19 protein-coding genes and 1 other annotated feature are annotated in these 19,827 nt (G+C 25.3%); of the genes, 5 read left to right on the plus strand and 14 right to left on the minus strand.

Features of this window, described 5'->3' with window-relative positions:
* Positions 1–86: 86 nt before the first annotated feature.
* From QP548_RS06860 to QP548_RS06880, 5 genes are all read right to left on the minus strand, one after another.
* Complete coding sequence (locus QP548_RS06860; RefSeq protein ID WP_061427486.1) at positions 87–1,382, minus strand: ABC transporter permease; 1,296 nt, start codon at positions 1,380–1,382, stop codon at positions 87–89.
* A gap of 10 nt (positions 1,383–1,392) precedes the next feature.
* Positions 1,393–2,310, minus strand: coding sequence for a hypothetical protein (locus tag QP548_RS06865; RefSeq protein WP_061427484.1), 918 nt, complete (start codon positions 2,308–2,310; stop codon positions 1,393–1,395).
* A gap of 55 nt (positions 2,311–2,365) precedes the next feature.
* The gene (locus tag QP548_RS06870) at positions 2,366–3,031 is read right to left on the minus strand and encodes an ABC transporter ATP-binding protein (RefSeq protein ID WP_061427482.1); all 666 of its coding nucleotides are present in this window, start codon (positions 3,029–3,031) and stop codon (positions 2,366–2,368) included.
* A 210-nt stretch (positions 3,032–3,241) separates the two neighbouring features.
* Positions 3,242–3,778: a glutathione peroxidase gene (locus tag QP548_RS06875; RefSeq protein WP_061427480.1), complete on the minus strand. Its 537-nt coding sequence runs from the start codon at positions 3,776–3,778 to the stop codon at positions 3,242–3,244.
* Between the two features lie 216 nt (positions 3,779–3,994).
* Positions 3,995–5,206 carry an NAD(P)/FAD-dependent oxidoreductase gene (locus QP548_RS06880; RefSeq protein WP_061427477.1) on the minus strand — a complete coding sequence of 404 codons (1,212 nt, stop codon included), beginning with the start codon at positions 5,204–5,206 and terminating at the stop codon, positions 3,995–3,997.
* A gap of 299 nt (positions 5,207–5,505) precedes the next feature.
* On the opposite strand from QP548_RS06880, the gene QP548_RS06885 reads away from it, so the two are divergent.
* A complete protein-coding gene (locus QP548_RS06885) occupies positions 5,506–5,733 on the plus strand; it encodes a single-stranded DNA-binding protein (RefSeq protein WP_003450420.1) in 228 nt (75 codons plus the stop codon).
* Positions 5,734–5,836: 103 nt separating this feature from the next.
* Here the strand turns inward: QP548_RS06885 and QP548_RS06890 are convergent, their stop codons facing one another.
* The 6 genes from QP548_RS06890 to QP548_RS06915 form a co-directional block, all read right to left on the minus strand.
* Positions 5,837–6,742, minus strand: coding sequence for a sensor histidine kinase (locus QP548_RS06890; RefSeq protein ID WP_061427475.1), 906 nt, complete (start codon positions 6,740–6,742; stop codon positions 5,837–5,839).
* Between the two features lie 13 nt (positions 6,743–6,755).
* Positions 6,756–7,508, minus strand: coding sequence for an ABC transporter permease (locus QP548_RS06895; protein ID WP_061427473.1), 753 nt, complete (start codon positions 7,506–7,508; stop codon positions 6,756–6,758).
* Positions 7,501–8,421 (minus strand): ATP-binding cassette domain-containing protein, encoded by a 921-nt coding sequence (locus QP548_RS06900; protein WP_061427471.1) that lies wholly within the window; start codon positions 8,419–8,421, stop codon positions 7,501–7,503. The genes QP548_RS06895 and QP548_RS06900 overlap by 8 nt, the downstream gene beginning before the upstream one ends.
* A 209-nt stretch (positions 8,422–8,630) precedes the next feature.
* Complete coding sequence (locus QP548_RS06905) at positions 8,631–9,320, minus strand: response regulator transcription factor (RefSeq protein ID WP_061427467.1); 690 nt, start codon at positions 9,318–9,320, stop codon at positions 8,631–8,633.
* Between the two features lie 342 nt (positions 9,321–9,662).
* Positions 9,663–10,970: a dicarboxylate/amino acid:cation symporter gene (locus QP548_RS06910; RefSeq protein ID WP_061427465.1), complete on the minus strand. Its 1,308-nt coding sequence runs from the start codon at positions 10,968–10,970 to the stop codon at positions 9,663–9,665.
* Positions 10,971–11,110: 140 nt separating this feature from the next.
* Positions 11,111–11,347: a binding site (T-box leader), on the minus strand.
* 83 nt (positions 11,348–11,430) lie between these two features.
* Positions 11,431–13,566 (minus strand): EAL domain-containing protein, encoded by a 2,136-nt coding sequence (locus tag QP548_RS06915; protein ID WP_061427463.1) that lies wholly within the window; start codon positions 13,564–13,566, stop codon positions 11,431–11,433.
* Between the two features lie 511 nt (positions 13,567–14,077).
* On the opposite strand from QP548_RS06915, the gene QP548_RS06920 reads away from it, so the two are divergent.
* Positions 14,078–14,959 (plus strand): hypothetical protein, encoded by an 882-nt coding sequence (locus tag QP548_RS06920; RefSeq protein ID WP_061427461.1) that lies wholly within the window; start codon positions 14,078–14,080, stop codon positions 14,957–14,959.
* A gap of 257 nt (positions 14,960–15,216) precedes the next feature.
* Positions 15,217–15,873 (plus strand): pentapeptide repeat-containing protein, encoded by a 657-nt coding sequence (locus QP548_RS06925; protein ID WP_061427459.1) that lies wholly within the window; start codon positions 15,217–15,219, stop codon positions 15,871–15,873.
* Positions 15,874–16,126: 253 nt separating this feature from the next.
* On the opposite strand, the gene QP548_RS06930 is transcribed toward QP548_RS06925, so the two are convergent.
* A complete protein-coding gene (locus QP548_RS06930) occupies positions 16,127–17,113 on the minus strand; it encodes an alpha/beta fold hydrolase (protein ID WP_061427457.1) in 987 nt (328 codons plus the stop codon).
* A gap of 182 nt (positions 17,114–17,295) precedes the next feature.
* Between QP548_RS06930 and QP548_RS06935 the strand changes: the two genes are divergently transcribed.
* The gene (locus QP548_RS06935) at positions 17,296–17,640 is read left to right on the plus strand and encodes a DUF1622 domain-containing protein (RefSeq protein WP_061427455.1); all 345 of its coding nucleotides are present in this window, start codon (positions 17,296–17,298) and stop codon (positions 17,638–17,640) included.
* 31 nt (positions 17,641–17,671) lie between these two features.
* Complete coding sequence (locus QP548_RS06940) at positions 17,672–18,031, plus strand: DUF1622 domain-containing protein (RefSeq protein WP_061427453.1); 360 nt, start codon at positions 17,672–17,674, stop codon at positions 18,029–18,031.
* A gap of 87 nt (positions 18,032–18,118) precedes the next feature.
* Here QP548_RS06940 and QP548_RS06945 read toward each other — a convergent pair whose 3' ends face one another.
* Both QP548_RS06945 and QP548_RS06950 read right to left on the minus strand, forming a co-directional pair.
* Positions 18,119–18,631, minus strand: a complete 513-nt coding sequence (locus QP548_RS06945) for a GNAT family N-acetyltransferase (protein WP_061427450.1) — start codon at positions 18,629–18,631, stop codon at positions 18,119–18,121.
* Positions 18,632–18,977: 346 nt separating this feature from the next.
* On the minus strand, positions 18,978–19,652 hold the full coding sequence (locus tag QP548_RS06950) for a ferric reductase-like transmembrane domain-containing protein (RefSeq protein ID WP_061427448.1): 675 nt from the start codon (positions 19,650–19,652) through the stop codon (positions 18,978–18,980).
* Between the last annotated feature and the right edge of the window lie 175 nt (positions 19,653–19,827).

A 19,827-nucleotide genomic window follows, 5' to 3' on the forward strand; every position in this document is an offset into this window, starting at 1 on the left:
TAACTAAATAATTAGTTAACTTTAAATTATAAACCGCACATCAAAATATTAAAGATGTGCGGTTATTTTATAAAAAATTATTTTCTTTATCTTATTGCAGTTATTACATCTGTTTTAGCTGCCTTTCTAGCAGGAAGTATCCCAGCAATAAACCCTATAACTAAACAAAAAATAAGAATTCCTAAAATCAATGAAAAACTCGGAACTGCTATTTTCTCTATAGGTTGTCCCATCATATTTTCAGTAATTGATTTTGCAACAGAATTTATTCCTAAGGTTGCTAATACTCCAAGTATTATTGAAATAAATCCACCTGTGATAGAAATTGCACAAGCTTCACCAACAAATATTTTTATTACGTCTCTTACACTTCCACCAATTACCTTAATTACTCCAATCTCTCTATTTCTCTCATAAATAGCCATATCCATAGTATTAGTTATTCCTAAAGCAGCTACTAAAAGTGAAATTCCAGCTAAGGAACCAAGGATTATATTGACACCTAATAACATAGACCTTGTTTGTTTTTCAAACTCTTTAAAAGAACTTGTTTGGTATCCCATATTTCTTAATGTTCCCTCATAAGATTCTAACATTTCTTTATCATCTACTCTAACATCTATTCCTTCATATGTAGTAAGCTGTTCTTTTAAAAACTCTTCATCTACTAATGGTGCTCCCTTTATTATATCTTCAACAAGTTTACGCGAACCTTGTATTTCATAATTTTTCTGCCCATTTCCACTTGATAAAACTCCAACAATATTACAAGTTATTTGTTTGCTTTTAAGAGGATTTCCTTTGTCATCAGAACCAAAATCTTCTCCTCCTAACTTTACTCTTTTTCCAATAAGTTTTTGAAATTCAGAATCATCTTTAACCTTTTCTTCCCAAGAGTATCCTAAAAGCTCCTTAGCTACATCATAACCAAGTAATAATTCTTTGCTTCTATTTTTAGGTGCTTTTCCAGCTAAAAAAGAACTTTCAGAAATTAAATTAGCCTTATCATTAGCTAATATTCTTGCATAAGTCTGATTTTTCCCATATTTTATTTGAGTATGAGCATACCTCTTAGGAATAACTTCTGAAAAATATCCTAATTTATTCAACTCTTCAACATTTTTATCTGTTAACTTAGTTTTGGTGGTACTATCTTTATTATCTTCAGTTTCTGATTTCCAATTAGGATAAATACTTATTACTGAAGTATCCATTAAACCTTCCATTTCATAGGTTAAGTATCTTTCAAAACCATTTGTTATTGAAATTATTATAAAAATTGCAAGACACCCAATTATTACTCCCATCATAGTAAAAATTGTTCTTGTTTTTCTTTTCCACATATTTCTCCATATTATGGATAACAAATCATTAAACTTCATAAATTCTCACCTAAAATCCGAATAAACTTTTTATTAATGAGATTAACCCTAATTTATTCTTTTTTGGTACTGTCTCTTCCATAGGCATCATAGCTGGTATAATACATGAACTTGTTGAATTATACTTCTTACCTGTAGCATCTTCATAAGTAATTTCAATGGAAGCATTTCTTTCTTCTTCAGAAGGAGTTATTGCTACATCCATATATTCCTCTCCTTCTACATCAATAGTTCCTATATTTTGTTCCATAACCTCAGTGCCTATAGTAACCTTAGCACTTACATTTTTTATTTTTGTTTTACTATCATTCCTTAAGGCAGCACTAATAGTACTCTCTGTTGGAGTAACTCCACTTATACTTAAACTTGGAGTGTTCTGAATCATTACCCCTATAACTTTTGTTATTTCTTCTTGCTCTTTTCCTTTTTCATTAAACATAAGGCTAGTAACAAAATTGTGTACACCTGCTTTTATATTAGGATCACTTGCTAAAGTCACACTAATATATTTAATATCATTACGTGCAATACTGCCTACATATATTTCATTTGTTGTTCCCACAGGCATAAATCCATCTAGTGTTCCTTTACCTTCAACATTTACAATTTTAAGAGAAACTCCATATAAACTACTTCCACTTATGTTTTCAACTTTAAAGGTTAATGTAAATGGTATTCCTGGCTCTATAACTTCTTCATCTATTGATACTGAACTTATTATTAAATCCTTTGATTGAATATTGCTTATTTGAGTATTTAATTGCTCTCCCCCATTTGAATTATTATTTTCACTGTTATCACTTTGATTTTGTATTTCAGATAAGGCATTAGAAACCTTATCTGTAAAACCTAATGCTTTTTGTGGAACTGATACAGTTGTCAATATTGTAGTTAAAGCTAAAACTAAACCTAAATTTCTTTTTTTCATAATTTCTCCCCCTAAATTCACCTAATTTATATAAATATTAATTTTAATTATTTTATTAGCAAAGAAGACCATCTTCCATTTTTATAACTCTATCTGCATATTCATAAACCACTTGTGAATGAGTTACCACAACAAAAGTTGTATTAAAATTTTTATTTAACTCCTTTAATAAATCTAAAATTTCTATGGTAGTCTTACTATCTAAATTCCCAGTAGGCTCATCAGCTAGTATTACACTTGGATTATTTATTAAAGCTCTTGCTATAGATACTCTTTGTTGTTGTCCCCCTGATAATTCTGATGGTTTATGATTCATCCTATCAGCTAATCCAACCTTTTCTAGCATTGATTTTGCTCTTTCTATTCTTTCCTTTTTAGAAATTCCTGAAAAAATTAGTGGCATCTCTACATTTTCCAAAGCTGTAAGTTGAGGCATTAAATTATAACTTTGAAATATAAATCCCATATTTTTTCTTCTAAATAAAGCTAATTCATTTTCATTTAAACCTTCAATATGATGTTCATTTATTACTATTTCTCCCTCATCACAAGGCATTATACCTCCTAAAATATTTAAAAATGTAGATTTTCCTGATCCTGACTCTCCTATAATTGCAGTAAATTCTCCCTTATTAATTTCTAAACTTATTCCCTTTAAAATTTCAACAGAAGTATCTCCAACCTTAAATGTTTTCTTTATATCTTTACATTGAATTATCATTCTTCCCCCTATTTTAATATTTCATATTTACCTTTCTACTATGAAATTTTACAAATTATCACAATTAAGTATATCTTTATTAGACTTTCACTTAATAACAAATTAATTACTCTATGATGAATATTAAGTTAATAAATATTAAATAAAATATTAAAAGTCCTATGATTAGATTTTTAATACTAATCATAGGACTTTTTCTTAAAAACTATATTATTCTTCTAATAATTCTTCTATTAATTCATCTAACTTTTCAGGTTCAAATGTAGGTGCGAATCTAGCAACAACTTCACCATTTTTATCTATTAAAAACTTAGTGAAATTCCACTTTATTTCTTCTCCCTCTGTGGTAAATCCTAAGCCTTTTAGTTTATCATAAAATCCTAAAGATGTTTCATCTTCCTTTGCCATTGGAGCTTCTTTCTTTAAAAATTTGTATAATTCACAAGCATTTTCTCCATTAACCTCTACTTTTGCAAAGGTCTTAAATGTAGTTCCATAATTTAACTTGCAAAATCCAACGAGTTCTTCATTACTTCCTGGTGCTTGCTCAAAGAATTGGTTACATGGAAAATCTAATATTTCAAACCCTTTATCATGGTATTTTTTATAAAGCACTTCTAACCCTTCATATTGAGGAGTAAATCCACATCCTGTTGCAGTATTAACTATTAAAAGAACCTTTCCTTTATACTCCCCTAAAGAAACCTCATTTCCTTCAATATCCTTAACTTTAAAATCATATAGCATAATTAAATCTCTCCTTTTAATGTATTTTAATACCTTTTTAATTTATCCTATAAAAATTTTTTTAATCCAAAAATACTGAAAACTTTTTTAAAATTATATAAAAATTAACTAATTACACCTTTAAAATATAAAAAACTTACAAAGAGATTTTGAGAATTACTAGATAAATCTCCTATCCTTTGTAAGTTTTTACTTTGATAATTTTAATTAAAGAATTTAAAAATCACTTCCTGCTAAGTATCCTGTTGAAAATGCCATTTGAAGATTATATCCACCAGTTTCTGCATCTATATCTATAACTTCTCCTGCAAAATAAAGATTTTTTATAATCTTTGATTCCATAGTAGAGGCGTTTATTTCTTTAACCTTAACTCCACCAGAAGTTACCTGAGCTGCCTTTATAGTTAAAGTTTCTCTTACAGTAAGTTTCATCTCTTTAATATATGAAATTATTTTATTTTCATCTTCTTTTTTCAAATCACTAGCCTTAATCTCTGTTAATCTTAGCATTTCAAATATCTGTTTTAAAAAGTTTTGAGGTAATATTCCTTTTAAGTTATTTAATACGGTTTTATTAGGATTGCTTCTTATTATCTGTGATAATTCCTCCTTAGATTTATCACTTAAAAAGTCTAAGTTTAACTCAACCGCTCCTTGATCTAAAGCCTTAGTTATATAAGAAGATAATTTTAGTATTGCAGGACCTGATACTCCAAAGTGAGTAAATATCATATCTCCAAACTTCTCATACTTTTTCTTTTTTATTTTAGCTGAAACAACTACATCTTTCATAGCTACTCCTTGAAGATTTTTAACGAAGTCTTCTTTAGTAACAAGAGGAATTAAGGCTGCATGAATAGGAGTTATTGTATGTCCATATTTTTCTAATATACTATACATTTCTCCATCTGACCCTGTATTAGGAAAACTCTTTCCCCCTGTAGTTATTATTATTTTATCACCTAAAATCTTTTTACCTTGCTCTGTGATTATTCCTTTTATTTCATCTTCTTCAACTATAAAATCACATACCTTAGTATTATATAAAACTTTTACTCTACAATCATTTAATTCATTTTTAAATATGTTTATAACTTCTTCTGCTGTATCGCTTTTAGTATATACTTTTTGATCTAATTCAACCTTATACTCTAAGCCCTTTTTGCTTAAAAAGTCTAAAAGTTGATAGTTTGAAAATGTATATAATGCACTATACATAAACTTGTTATTTGTAACTATCTTATCAAAAAACTCTTCTATATCTCTATTATTAGTTATATTACATCTTCCGCCACCAGTAAGTCTAAGCTTTTTTCCAATCTCATTATTTCTCTCTATAAGCACAACCTCATTATTAGCTGATGCTGTTAAAGATGCCATTATTCCAGCTGGTCCTCCCCCAACTACTATTACCTTTTTCTTATTCATTTGTTTCCTCCAAATTTTATTTTACAAATATTTTTCAAAATTTATCTCTTATTCTTTATAATTAACTGAAATTAAATTCTACTTTTAATAATTTAATTTTAAAAAAATATATAAGTATTATACACTAAAAAAGGTGAGCAAAACTACATAATAATTTAACTCACCTTAATATTTTTACTTAACATCAATTACTTTATAATCTTTTATTTAACTTAAAATCACTTCCAAAGTTCTTAATAAAAAATTTTAAGCATATATTATACTTAGTAGTTTAATTTACGTTTTAAGGAGGTTTTCTTATGAATTCAATATTACCACAAGCAGTTAATCTATTAAGTTATATAAATTCTGGAGAAACATTCATAATAAAAGATCTTTTTCCTAAAATAATTTGGGATAAGTTATCATATACAGAAAAGAGAACCTTAGAATCCGCATTTTTAAAGCATATAAATAAAAAAGTTGATCTAAGAATTAAAGCACTTAATGAAATAAGAGAAGGACTAAAAGTTTACGAAAAACTTTAGAATTATATTCATTAAAATAAAAAATAAGCAATTTAATTTCAAATTGCTTATTTTATACTTCTAAAAAATTAATTTTTCTAACCTCTCAGAGGTTTACATACCTTTAACTTTCTAAACTCCATATTATATTTATAACAAGCCTATTTCCAACCTTTTCAGCCTCTATCTTTTGTCCTTGCTTTTCTACTAATAGTTTAACTATGGCTAGCCCTAAGCCAGTATTTTGTCCTGTTCTCATTCTATCCTTAGTAAAGAATTTTTCAAAGATTCTATTTACATCCTTAGGTTCTAATTCTTCTGCTTTATTAGAAAACTCCATTACTATATATTTCTTTTTCTTCTTTAATGATATTTTTACTTCCCCTTCACCATGCTTTATCATGTTTTCAATTAAATTGGTAAATATTCTATTTAAAGCCTGTTTATCACCTAATACAGGACTTAATCCCTCTTCAATATTAATTTCTGGTTCTCCAAATTTATAATCCAAGGTTTCATAAAAAGCTGCAATAATTTCACCCAATACCACTTCTAAATTAACAGGTTCAAATTTAATTTCATACTGATCTGCTTGTATTCTAGATAGTCCATAAAAATTTGTTATTAAATCATTTAAAACTGCAGATCTTTTTTCTATTATTTTTAAATATTCTTTTCTTTCCTCTTTACCTAATTTATCATCATTTAATAAATAAACATATCCCATTATAGAAGTTAAAGGAGTTCTTAAATCATGAGACATATTTGCAATGGCTTCTCTTAATTCCATGTCCTTCCCCTTGTAAATATTCTCCATTTTCCTTTTGTCATCTATTAGGGTATTTATCTCTACTATTAAATTTTCAATATTTTTATTTGGAAGTGATAATCTTAATTTTTCTATTTTCCCCTCCCTATTTAATTTTTTTAACTCTGAAGTTAACCTATTTATTTCTTTAGTTTTTAAAATAAATATTATTAAAAGCACAATAAGGATTGTCAAAGACAATCCTATTATAAATCCTTCCAATATACCTCCTCCTTTATTTAACTTCTTGTTTTCTTATTACTAAAATCCCTAAAATTAAAAATACTACTGTATTTATTATTCCTACTATAATATTAGTTCCTATTATTTTTGTAGTTAAAACTTCACTGACTAAACTCTTTAAAGGATTAAATAATAAATAAGGATAAATTAAAGTGAAAATTCCTTCATATACACTTGATAATATAGAAAATATAATTGGTACTCCTGAAACAATACCTAATATAACTACAACTGCTAACCCTTCCTTTTTAGTTATTATGGTAATAAAATCATATATAGCTAATGCACTAATATATATTGGTAACGCTATTAGTAATCTTAATATTACTTCCATAAAATCTGAAAATCCATTAGGCCCAACTAATCCTAAAGCATAAGAAGTTCCTATCATAGTTAATACTGCTGTTATTTCTATAATTAAAAATATAATTACCTGAACTATATATTTACTTAAATACACTTTTTCCCTTGATATACTTGAAGAAATCAAATTTTTAAGAGTATTTTCTTTATATTCTTCTAAAACTACATCTATAAACATAAGCATTATCCATGGAATAGATCCCATAAAATTAATTGTTATAAAAACTAATGCTGTGAAATCAGGTATTCTAGAACTTTCTAAGAAAGCATAATGCATGCCTATTCCAGATAAAATTATAAGTAAATTAAATATTATACAAATTGTAATATATACAGGTCTTCTTGCTACCTTATAAAGTTCTGCTTTTATTAAATTAAGCATTATATTCACCTCCAATTAAATCTACAAAGTAATCTTCTAAGTTAACTCCTACTCTTTCTAAAGAATAAACTTCAACTCCATTTTCTACTAGTGCTCTGTTTATTAATTGAGGTTTATCTAACTTATTATAAATCTTAATAAATCTATCAGGTAAAACTTCATATGAGTTATTATCTAAAACCTTTTCCAATATCACTGCTGCCTTTTTACAATCATCAACTTTAATAAGCAAATGATTCCTACATTTCTCATTAAGTTCATCTGATGAAATCTCTTCTATTATTTTCCCATCCTTTAAAAAGCCATAACAATTTGCAAGTTGTGATAACTCTCCTAAAATATGACTTGATACTAATATTGTAACTCCATTTTTCTTATTTAAATTAATTAATACTTCTCTTACTTCTTTAATTCCCATAGGATCCATTCCATTAGTAGGCTCATCTAAAATAAGCAATTCTGGTTCTCCTAAAAGTGCAAGAGCTAAACCTAATCTTTGCTTCATACCTAGTGAAAACTTTTTGAACTTTTTATTTCCCACATCTCCAAGTCCAACCATTTCTAAGATCTCATCAATAGATTTTTCTCCTACTATTCCTCTTTGAATTCTATAATATTCAAGATTTTGCTTTGCTGTAAGAAAGGAATAAAATGATGGAGTTTCTATTATATTTCCTATTTTCTTATGCTCATGAAGCTTTTCCTTTTCATCAATCTTGCCGAAAAGCTCTATTTCTCCTGAGTCATAGTTAGCTAAGGATAAAATAATTCTTATTAAAGTTGTTTTACCTGCACCATTTTTTCCAACTAAACCATATATATCGCCTTTTTTTAGATTCATACTTAAATTATCAAGAATATTTTTCTTACCATAATTTTTGTTTAAATTTCTTATAGAAATTATATTTCCCAAAATATTTACCTCCTAATAAGTTTTCTCTTTATCTTTATCTATGTTTATATAATAAACCTTAAGTCTCAAAATACCTTAAAGAAAACCTTAAGAAAGTCTTAATTTTTCTATTAAACCTTAATTAAATATATATTTAAAATATAAACCACCCTATAATTTAATATTTATCTGACTTATCTTATTAAGAGATTTATGAATCATCAATATAACTAATCCATTTTAAATCCTACTCCCCAAATAGTTTTTATATAATCATTTTCATTATCTAAAAGATTTATCTTATTTCTAAGATTGCTTATGTGAACATTTATAGTATTATCATCACCTAAAAACTCCTCTTCCCATACTGTTTCAAATAAGTTTGCCTTAGTGAAAACTTTCTTTGGGTTACAGACTAAAAGTTCTAATATTTTAAACTCTTTAGAAGTAAGTTGGAGTTCCTCTCCATTAACCTTAACTTCTCTACTTCTAGGCTCTAATATAAGATTCTTATATTTTATTGTCTCTACAACTTCACTTGAATTTGTTATTTTACTTCTTCTTAAAAGAGCTTCAACCCTAGCTAAAACTTCATTAACATCAAAAGGTTTACTTATAAAATCATCAGCACCTAATTTTAAAACATTTATCTTATCCTCCATTGCAGTTTTTGCTGATATAACTATTATTGGAGTATTCTTTATCTTTCTAATCTCTTCTATAAATATTTCACCAGTTATACCTGGTAGCATAAGATCTAAAAGTACCATATCAAAATCAAAAAATTCTAAACACATCTTACCTTCAGATCCTGAAAATGCTTGTCTAACTTTAAACCCTTCCTTCTCTAAAATTTTGCTTAATAAATTATTTATATCTATATCATCTTCAACTATTAAAATACTTTCTGAATTAATCATAATTATAACTCCCCTAAAAATTAATTTATAATTGTATTTTTAAAACTTTCTATACCAAAATAATACCATAATACTATAGTTATATTTATTTAAAATAATCTTAAATTTTAATTTAACCCTTAATATAAAATAAAATTTATATATATATCAAATTAAAGATCGAAAAGAATGTATTCTATCTAAAAAACTGTAAATCTTCTATACACTTATATCAAATAAATCTTAAAGGAGCTGAACAAAACTTTAATTTAAAACTTATTAATAAATAAGCTTTAGTAAGTCTTTAATTCAACTCCTTATATTAGATATTTATGTATTATATTTTAAAATAAAGTTTTAATTTTATGCTCTTTGTAATGATTCTTCAACTTTATATTCTTTTCTCTTTTCTGTTTGATCAACTATTAATGCAGCAACTGAGGCCCCTGTTACATTTGTAGCGGTTCTTATCATATCAATTATAGAATCTACTGCAATCACCATTGCTAGGGCTTCTATTGGTAATCCTAAGGCCGCTAACATTACAGTTGTTGACATTGTTGCCGATCCAGGTACCCCTGCTATTCCTATAGAGGATATTATAGCAGTTAAAACTATAAGTATATATGAATAAATAGTAAGTTCTACATTAAAAACATTGGCTGCAAATATTGCAACTATTGCTGGATAAAAACCTCCACATCCATTTAATCCAATTGTTGATCCAAGTGGCGCTACAAAGCTTGCTATATTTTCTGATACTCCTACACCCTCTACTAAAGATTTTATTGTAACAGGTAAAGTACCATAACTACTTTGGCTTGTAAAAGCTACAACCTGCGCTGGGAAAATTCCTTTAAAGAATTTTAATGGGTTCATTCTTGCAACAAAGCTTATTAATGGAGTATATACAAATAAAAATTGAAGAAAGGCAGCTATATAAACAGCTAGTATAACCCATATTAATGACATCAAAGTATCCATTCCATTTTTAGCTGCTGCTGTAGCTATTAAGGCAAATACTCCATATGGTATTATCCTTAATACCATTTTAGTTATTCTTAAAACTATATCATAAGCTGATAAAATAAAATCTTTAAATGGCTTTGCTTTTTCTTTATTAGTATTATCTTCAATAACTAACGCAATTGCTACAAACATTGAAAAGATAACTATTGGTATTATTTTATTTTCTACAATAGCCGCTAAAGGATTTGATGGTAGCATATCTATAAGCACCTTAGAAAAACCTGGTATTTCTCTTGCCTTAAAATTTTCAGTCCCTATAAATGTTAAACCTTGTCCAAGATTTAAAGAACTAGCTACAATAATCCCTATAAAGGCTGCAGCTCCTGTAGTTCCTAATAAAACAGTAAATGTCTTTAATCCTATTGATTTTAATGTATCTAAATTTTCTAATCTAACAATACTAGTTATTAAGGATGTTACTACTAAAGGAACTACTATCATCTTAATTAAAGACATATAAGCCTTTCCTACTGTATCTAAAAATAGTATATTCTCCTTGAATATAACTCCAAGTACTACCCCTAAAGTTAATGCTGTCAGCGTAGCAAATGAAAATTTATTTGTAATTTTTCTTATTTTATATATAGCATATGTTGCTAATATTGAAAGCACAATTGCTAATATTAATTTAATATTAATCATAAAAAATTTCCTCCTATAAAATTACTTTTTATTTAATATTGCTAAGCTTTTCTATTAAAAGCCAAGCTTACAAAGTATAATTTTATTGTTATATGCTGGCCAGCAAAATATAATAAAAAAAGCCCTCTACCCCTGTAAATTACAGAGGCAGAAGACTATACTTCCACGGTTCCACTCTGATTAGATATATAATATCCATCTCTATTTAGGTACATTCATACCCTAACTCTATAATGGGAGTTCCCATAAACACCTACTTAATTCGGCACTTAAGCTCCAAGGGGCACTTCAATAATACTCATTACAGGTTATCTCAGCAAACTAACCTCTCTCTGTAGTAACTTATAATATTTACTTTCCCTCTTCAACGCATTTAAATAAATATTTTTCTTGTTTTAAATAATATATTATTTATTTTTTAAAGTCAACATTTTTTTATAATTTAATATAAATTTTAATATTATACAATATTAAACAAATCAATCTTTTTTAGATCCTCTATTTTTAAAGGTTTACTATAGAAATATCCTTGAATATAAATTTTTTGTGAATTTGTATTCTTTATAAAATCAACTTGATTTATTGTTTCTACACCTTCTACTACAATGGTTTTGTTTTTTGTACAAGATAAATAATCCGAAGTTTCTATAATAGATTTATTTACATCAGAATTTTCTATATTTTCTATAAAACATTTATCTAACTTTATAATATCGAAGTTAAATTTTTCTAACATGGATAAATTAGAATATTCAACTCCAAAATCATCTAAAGCAACTAAAAAACCACTTCGTCTAAGATATTCAATATTATTCTTAACAGTTGCGTCATCTTTACATTTATTATTCTCAGTAATTTCTATTGCAATTTTTTGATTATATAACTTTGAATCCTTTAATATATTTGCTAACTTCTTAATAAAATCTATATCCTCAATTTCTTTTAGTGATATATTCATGGATACGTAAAACTTACCTGATACACCTCTTATTTTAGTTAATTCTCCATAATCACTTATTATCTTATTTAATATCCAGATTGATACCTCATTAATCATATCAGCTTTTTCTATCTCATTTATTATTAAGTTAGGCATTACTACTTGATCCTCTATTTTTAATCTTAAAAGTGCTTCAAATCCAACAATTTTTTCTTTTTTAGGATCTACTATTGGCTGATAATTTAGAAAATACATATTTTGATCTAGATATCTTTTTATTTTTTTTCTAAGTCTTATTTTATTTATAACATAATAAATCTTTAATTTAAAAACTATTAAAAATAATATAATTATTAGAAACTTAAAAATTATATTAACAATTTTTATTAGACTATTTTCTTTTCTTGTTCTATTAAATTCATATTTACGTATTGAATTATTATAATAGTTTTCTGAAAAATTTTTATTTATAAATCTCTCCCAATATAATAATTCATTAATATATTTATCTTTATTTTCATATTCATCAGTATTACTACTTGCTCTTACTAAGCCTGTTAAAGCTTTTTCTATGTGCTCTAAATCATTTCTTTCTTTTGATAAATCCAAAAGCTTTTCATACGATTCTATAGCTAAATCATATTCTCCTTTGTTAAAATATATATCAGCTAATGCATCATAATACATAATATCTTTATCATAAAAAAAAGAAATTTTATTCTCTTCTATATCTTGTTTAGACTCAGCTAAAATATTAATTGCTCCTTGGTAATCTCCTTTTCCACTTAAACATATTGCTCTTATTATATTTTCCAAACTTTTAACATGCTTATATTTATCCTTATTTATATAATTCTTATACTTGTTAATTTCATTTAAATAATTTAATGATTTATCATAATTACCTAAACTAGCCTCTATATCACTTTGATTTATTAATTTATATATATTTAATTCGGCTTTAATTTCTTCATTATTTACATCTATATAATTTATGTCATTTAATATTCTAAGTGCTTCATCATACTGGCCAATTCTTTTAGCTAAAACTCCAAGTTCTATTGCAGCTTTATATCTACTTTGATTATTCTTAGTTTTAACTGCATAATCTATAACCTTTAAATTATACTCCATTGCAGAAGCATATTTATTTAAAATAGTATTTACTATTGTCAACCTTTCATAAAGATATAGTTTATTTTTATTGTTAAGTTTATAACTATATTCATTTATTGTATTATATACATTTAGAACCTCATTTAATCCACTATTTATATTCAAAAAATTTTTTGAAATACTCCATAATATTTTTTGATATTTATTATAGTCAGTCGGTCTTAAAGATTCAAAACTGTCTTTATAACATTGAATAGCCTTCTCAAATTCTTTATTCTTTAAGTAGCCTTCACACAAATAATTTGATGAATATAAAATAGCAAATTTTGAAGTTTTATTATTTTTATTTTCTATTGTCTTTTCAAAATATTCCTTAGCTAGTTTCTTATTTCCACTAAAATTTAAATTATAATATCCTAGAATAAAATAGTCATTTGAATTCTTTTCCCTCTTATTTTTAACTATTTTATTAGCCTCTTTTATAACATAATCATTTATATCCTTGCCATCTAAATATGAATACTCTATTCTATTTATCACATTAGAAATTCTTCTGTAATTAAAATAATTTAACATGAAAACTGTTATTAAAACTAATGATATAATAAAAAAATATTTGCATATTTTTTTAATTTCAATCATCTCCTAACCCAATCAGAATATAAATATTATCTCAGAGGTATAATTTTATGTCAATGTTTGACTATTAGAACAATAAATTGTTATTAACATAAATTTTAATTTATCCTTGACAGTTTTATATTTTAAATGGTATTATAATTAAGCAGTTGGTACGTATAGTGCTAATTCTTTTGTAGAGCTTGGTTAAGTCCTTCGCCGGATGCCAAGCTCTACTTTTTTATTCTAAATTTAATTTAAAAATTTTAATTATGCTAAATTATTGTAAATATTAATTCATAAACAAAATTCCTATATAAACATATTAGAAATCATATGCATATACTATAGCGATGTCTACATTACTATAGGAAGGGAGGCCTAATCAATAGGTGAATATTATCTAATGATTTTATACTCTTATTGAAGATTTATGGAAAAAGATCTGTTTAATAATGAAGCCTTAGATGATATTATTTTTAGGTTATCAAAGAGTACTCTTTCAGATTTTTTCTATGAAAAAATTGGTGAACGAAACATGATAATGGGAGGACTAAATTCTGATTTTTCTGGAGTAGCTTCTACAACATTAACTGGCTGTTCTTTTCAACTTCAACAATTAACTCTTTTTAAAAGGTTATTAGATGAAGGAGAATTAATTTTAGAATTTTTGCTTGAAAATAAAGATGAATTTAGGAATTGGTTTAATAATAACCCTTATGCTTATTTTAAACACTGTTCTATATTTAAAAACTCAACACTAGAAAAAGATTACTATAAAGATTTTAAGTCTTCATACAATGAGCTAACCTCCAAGTATAATTTAAACTTGCTTAACTTTATATCATCTCTTATTTTTTTATCTTCTTATAATTGCTGCATAAAGAAAAAAGCAAACTATGAAGAAGCCTTTGTTAAAGCCATCTTAGAAAACCATATAGATAAAGTCTATGAAAAATCTATTGATATAAAAAATTTTCTTGAAAAATTAGAATTAAAACCTCTAGACTTTAAAGATGAAATCAGAAATTTATTAGTATTAATTTCATCTGAGTCCTTATATTTTGAAGATATCCCATTAAGATTATTAGATTATGCAAACGCAACTGATATACTTACAGTTATAATCTTAATTGTAAACGTAAAAGAATACATTTCAGAAAGTAAGGTTATTCCTCTTAATCTATCTAAAAACTCTTTTATGAGTATAGATGAGTATAAAAAATTTATGAATTCTATAAGTGAATCCTATATTAGAATATATGATTTTGATGAAGAGGTTAGAAAAAAAATAGAAGAAGATCTCAAACTTTAAGTAAAAAGGCAACTTAAATAAAATTTTAGTTGCCTTTTTATAATAATATTTATAATTAAAAGCTTATAATCTCTTCTCTAAGAGTAATATTATGTGATAGAATAAAAAAATATGACTTTTAAAATTAGTAATCATATAATTTATCTTTATAAAGTTATTTTAAATAAATTAAAGGTATTTTTATTTAGAAAGGTGGTGGATACGTTACTATATTAGTTAAGTTTATAATATATAACTAAGACTTAGTAACGATTATTATGACACAAACTCAAAAAAACACTCAAATTTTCAAATACAATAAGGCAGAAAAAAGAAATAAAAATTTTATGTATATGGATTTTAGAAGAGGAAACTGCTATAACTGTGATTTTTCTTGTTCTAACTTTAGTTATGCAAGCTTTAGAGGTGCACATTTTAAATCCTGTGATTTCTTTGAATGCAAATTTGACTCTACAGAATTCATAGGTAGTAACCTTAAGAAAAGTAAATTTAAAAAATCTAAATTTAAAAATGTAATCTTTGAAGGGGTTAACTTAGATGGAGTTGATTTTTCAGGTGCTACCTTTGAAAATGTAATATTTATAAATAGTGATATAAGTAAAACATCTGGCATGAAGTTTAAAGAAGATGAAGTTAAAATTTATGAAGATATGCCATTTTTTGAAATCAGCGATTCTCTTAAGGAAGCTGCTTTAAAGGCTTTAGAAAATAAATACATAAAAAAATCTAGGGTTTTAGATACAAAAGAAGGTGAATTAAATACCTTAAGTTTAATTAGACTTCTTGAGAATCATAAAGAAAATATGCTTATAGAAGGTCTTAAACTTTCTGCTGAAAAAATAGATAGAGATTTCTGTACTTTAAGCTACATAGACAAAGCTATTACTAAGCTTAAAAATGAAGGTTTATTATAAGAAAGATTATCAATATAAAAGATATTATAAGAGATGTTGTGTCTCGCTTATAATATCTTTTATATAATTTTATCAATTTTCATCCTTAAATTCATCTTAACATAAAAACTTTAATACTATATATTATATTTTTAAACATTCCTATTTAAACTTACTATCTAATTTAACTAGGAAACTAATTCTTAACTTTTATTTATATAAAAGTTAAAAACTTATAATATAATTTAGCTTTAAGTTATTTATTCAATATTTTTTACTTTTCCTCTAAAAATTTAAATATCTTATCTAAATAATCATAAAGAATTTCATCTTTTTCAAAAAATCCCTCATGTTTACTTCCCTTAACTTCAATAAGTTCACAATCCTTAGCTAATTTTTTAAATTCATCATGAAATTTTGTGTCAACATAGGAATCAAACTCACTTTTAAATAATAAAATAGGTGTGTCAATTCTCTCTATATTTCTCTTTTTCATTAAATAATCAGTTGCCTTTGCTGCTTCTTTATACCAATGAATGGAGCCTCCACCTCTTCTCAAAATAGGATTATCTAGGAGAAATTTATGATATAAACCATGTCTAAGTTTATCTGATGTTCCTGATACCTCTAAATTCTCCTCTTCCTCAAAGGGTTTTTGTCCAAAAATAAAATTCGCTCCTTTTCCCATAAGAATTAAAAATTTAGCTATTAATTTGCATTTTATATGAGAGTATTCTCTTGTATTTATTCTAAACATTGGAGAATTTAAAATTACCTTCTTAAAATACCCATGATTATTTTCTAAAAATATAGTACCTATAGCTCCCCCCATAGAATGTGCAAATAAATATAAATTATTATTAAATCCTTTATCTTTTAATACAATCTCATTTAAAAATGTCTTTAAATCTTTAACATAGTAATCAAAGAATTCTACATCCACCTGTGTATTACAATATTTACTTAAACATCCCGATCTCCCATGACCTCTATGTTCCATTATATAAACTGAAAAACCTTCATTTAGAAAATAGTATATTATTTCATGATACTTCTCTATACATTCCGAAAATCCATGACATATAACTATTGCTTTATCCGATTCTTCCACTATGTATTTTTCATAATATATATTAGCAAAATTCTCTCCTTTAAAAGTTCCACTATTTCTCATCCTATTTAGCATATTTTCAACTATTTCTACATCCTCTTTTTTCTCCCCATATTTATAAATATATTTTCTATTTAAAGTTTTACACATAAAGTTCCCCCTTTTTATATGTTCATAGATTATATATTTTCCTTAAGATAATTATACTACTTATTAAAAATAAATATTTATAAAAGGTTAAAATCATTTAAAGACTTTATGCTATACTATCTATATAAAATTGAATAAAAAAATATTTTTTTTACAATCTAAGTATAAGGGGTGAATTTAATATGTTTAGACATATCTTAGAAGGTGCTATATGGATAATAAATGCAGTCTCAATAATGGTTCTTTTATGGGGAGTTCTTTTAACAGTAAAGGATTTTATTATATCTGAAATAAAATCTAAAGATAGAATTGAAGCGGTAAAAAAGATTACTATTGTTAAAAATTGCTTAGGAACTTATATATTACTTGGATTAGAAATTCTAATATGTGCTGATATAATTGAATCTATATTAAATCCTACTTTCCACGATATTATAGTCTTAGCATCCATAGTAGTAATAAGAACTGTAATTTCTTACTTTCTTAATAAAGAAATAGAATCTAATAAGGAGCACCTTGAAAATTAAATTCTAGATTATTATAAAGGAAGTGATTTCTTTGATACACAAAACTTTGGAATGGTTGATTCTTATTTTGCAAGGAATATCTGTTACAGTAATTATTTATGGAGTTATACTAACTATATTTAAATTCTTCAAAATTGAATTTTCAAAGGGAAATAGAATATTAAAAGTTAAAGCATTAAATAAGGCTAAAAACTTCCTTGGTAGTTATATATTGTTAGGTTTAGAAATATTAGTATGTTCAGGTATTATATTATCCATTTTAAAACCTACACTATATGATATTTTGCTTTTAGGATCACTAGTCGCACTAAGAACTGTAATCTCTTACTTTCTAAAAAAAGAACTTAAGTCAAGCAACATAAATTTTAATTCTAAAAAAGAAAACTCTTAAAGAGTTTTCTTTTTCATTTAATAGATAAATCTATATTAAATTCTTAAGCATTAAAAATATTTATTTCTAGAAATTCTTAATTTATACCTAAAAATATTTCATTACCTTTTCAAATGCTATTCTCTCACTTCCATCTTCTAAATATATTATCCCACATTTTTTAAAATCATTTTTTAATACTGCTTTTTGCATAGAAATATTATCTCTATGAGTGTCTATTTTTATGCTAAAAATCCCCTTATTTAAAGCTAAATTCTCCGCCTCTTTTATTAATTCTTTAAAAATTCCTTTTCCTTTATACCTATCATGAACAGCAACCCTATGCATAACAATATACTCCTCATTGGTAATCCATTCCCCATTAAATATTGAATTATAGGTACTTTCACCATCTAAGGATATTACAGTTGTAGCAACAATTTCATCTTTATTAGTTAATACATAGCTATTTCCACTTTCTATATCTCTTCTCAAATCTTCCTTTGCTGGATAGCCATCTTGCCATTGATCAACCTTAGTTTCTTTAAGATATTTTTTAGATAATTCTATTATTTCCACAATCTGATCTAAATCAGAAATATTTGCTTGTCTAAATTCCAAATTTACTCCCCCTAATTTCTAAAGTTTAAATGAAATTTTATATTAAAACTCCTCTTTTGTCTACCTTAAAATAAAATCAAATTTATCTTAAAAATAAAAAATCAACTATTAAATATCAAAAATTAAATTAATCTTAATAACATATAATTATAAAAATAAACTCTTAAATATTAAAAATCAAACTTAATCTTAAGAATGTAAAAATTAACTCTTACTATAATATAAAAATAACTTATTTTTGTCTCTTATACTATTTTATCTTTTAACTTCACAATAAAATACTCCCTTTATAGTAAAAATTTAATTATTACTATAAAGGGAGTTTGTAAGAATACTAACTTTTATATTATTTAATAGCTTTTTTATTATTACATATTCTTAAAATAAAATATCCTAAGAATATAACTGTATATAATATTACAGCATTTAAATTAAAAACTTTCTTATTAAATAAGATTAATATTATATGTAAATACACTAGAAAATAAAAAGGATATGCCCATCTTTGAACCATTTTCCATTTACTTGGTGACATAGTAACCCTTACTTTCTTAAATGATGTTATAAATAGAGGTATCATTATTATAAATGCTATTAATCCTACTATTATAAAAGATATGTATAAAATGCTTAATGGCTTTCCACTAAATAATCTTACTAAGAACTTATAAGTATAGATTATAAAATGAGGTAATATAAGTATAGATGCTAAAATTGCCATTTCTGCTCTAACTCTTAAAAGTCTTTTAGTAATTCCCCATTTCTTACTTAAAGCTCCTGCAAACATTACTAAAATAAATAATGCCGTTGATACAAAGCCTTTCATAAAGCTTCTTTCTAAAACAAATATAATTCCTTCTAATTTAAAGCCTGTCCATATTTTAAAAATCTCATATGATGTAACTACTACTGATATTAAAGTAGCCAGCATATAAAAATATTTAGATTGCTTTTTAAAAATGTTGTTTAGACCTACTGTTAAAATTATTACTGCTATTAATGAATAAATTAGATATTCCATTGATTTCTCCTTTCATCTGTTACTGACAATCATTTTCATTTAGATATTACTATACAATTCATTAAAAGTCAATTAAAAATTTAGAAATATTATTAATAAATTTTTATTATTTTTAATTTAATTATCATAAAACAAAAAAAGATGGATAAGTCCTATAATCCACCTTTTTTCTACA

The organism is Clostridium sp. UMB9555A, from assembly GCF_030222355.1.
Classification (GTDB): Bacteria; Bacillota; Clostridia; order Clostridiales; family Clostridiaceae; genus Sarcina; species Sarcina perfringens.

What these genes read in the sequence shown, in the direction of transcription:
- QP548_RS06860 (WP_061427486.1), bottom strand. Translation starts at nt 1,382, where the DNA reads ATGAAGTTTAATGATTTGTTATCCATAATATGGAGAAATATGTGGAAA.
- QP548_RS06865 (WP_061427484.1), bottom strand. Translation starts at nt 2,310, where the DNA reads ATGAAAAAAAGAAATTTAGGTTTAGTTTTAGCTTTAACTACAATATTG.
- QP548_RS06870 (WP_061427482.1), bottom strand. Translation starts at nt 3,031, where the DNA reads ATGATAATTCAATGTAAAGATATAAAGAAAACATTTAAGGTTGGAGAT.
- QP548_RS06875 (WP_061427480.1), bottom strand. Translation starts at nt 3,778, where the DNA reads ATGCTATATGATTTTAAAGTTAAGGATATTGAAGGAAATGAGGTTTCT.
- QP548_RS06880 (WP_061427477.1), bottom strand. Translation starts at nt 5,206, where the DNA reads ATGAATAAGAAAAAGGTAATAGTAGTTGGGGGAGGACCAGCTGGAATA.
- QP548_RS06885 (WP_003450420.1), top strand. Translation starts at nt 5,506, where the DNA reads ATGAATTCAATATTACCACAAGCAGTTAATCTATTAAGTTATATAAAT.
- QP548_RS06895 (WP_061427473.1), bottom strand. Translation starts at nt 7,508, where the DNA reads ATGCTTAATTTAATAAAAGCAGAACTTTATAAGGTAGCAAGAAGACCT.
- QP548_RS06905 (WP_061427467.1), bottom strand. Translation starts at nt 9,320, where the DNA reads ATGATTAATTCAGAAAGTATTTTAATAGTTGAAGATGATATAGATATA.
- QP548_RS06910 (WP_061427465.1), bottom strand. Translation starts at nt 10,970, where the DNA reads ATGATTAATATTAAATTAATATTAGCAATTGTGCTTTCAATATTAGCA.
- QP548_RS06920 (WP_061427461.1), top strand. Translation starts at nt 14,078, where the DNA reads ATGGAAAAAGATCTGTTTAATAATGAAGCCTTAGATGATATTATTTTT.
- QP548_RS06925 (WP_061427459.1), top strand. Translation starts at nt 15,217, where the DNA reads ATGACACAAACTCAAAAAAACACTCAAATTTTCAAATACAATAAGGCA.
- QP548_RS06930 (WP_061427457.1), bottom strand. Translation starts at nt 17,113, where the DNA reads ATGTGTAAAACTTTAAATAGAAAATATATTTATAAATATGGGGAGAAA.
- QP548_RS06935 (WP_061427455.1), top strand. Translation starts at nt 17,296, where the DNA reads ATGTTTAGACATATCTTAGAAGGTGCTATATGGATAATAAATGCAGTC.
- QP548_RS06950 (WP_061427448.1), bottom strand. Translation starts at nt 19,652, where the DNA reads ATGGAATATCTAATTTATTCATTAATAGCAGTAATAATTTTAACAGTA.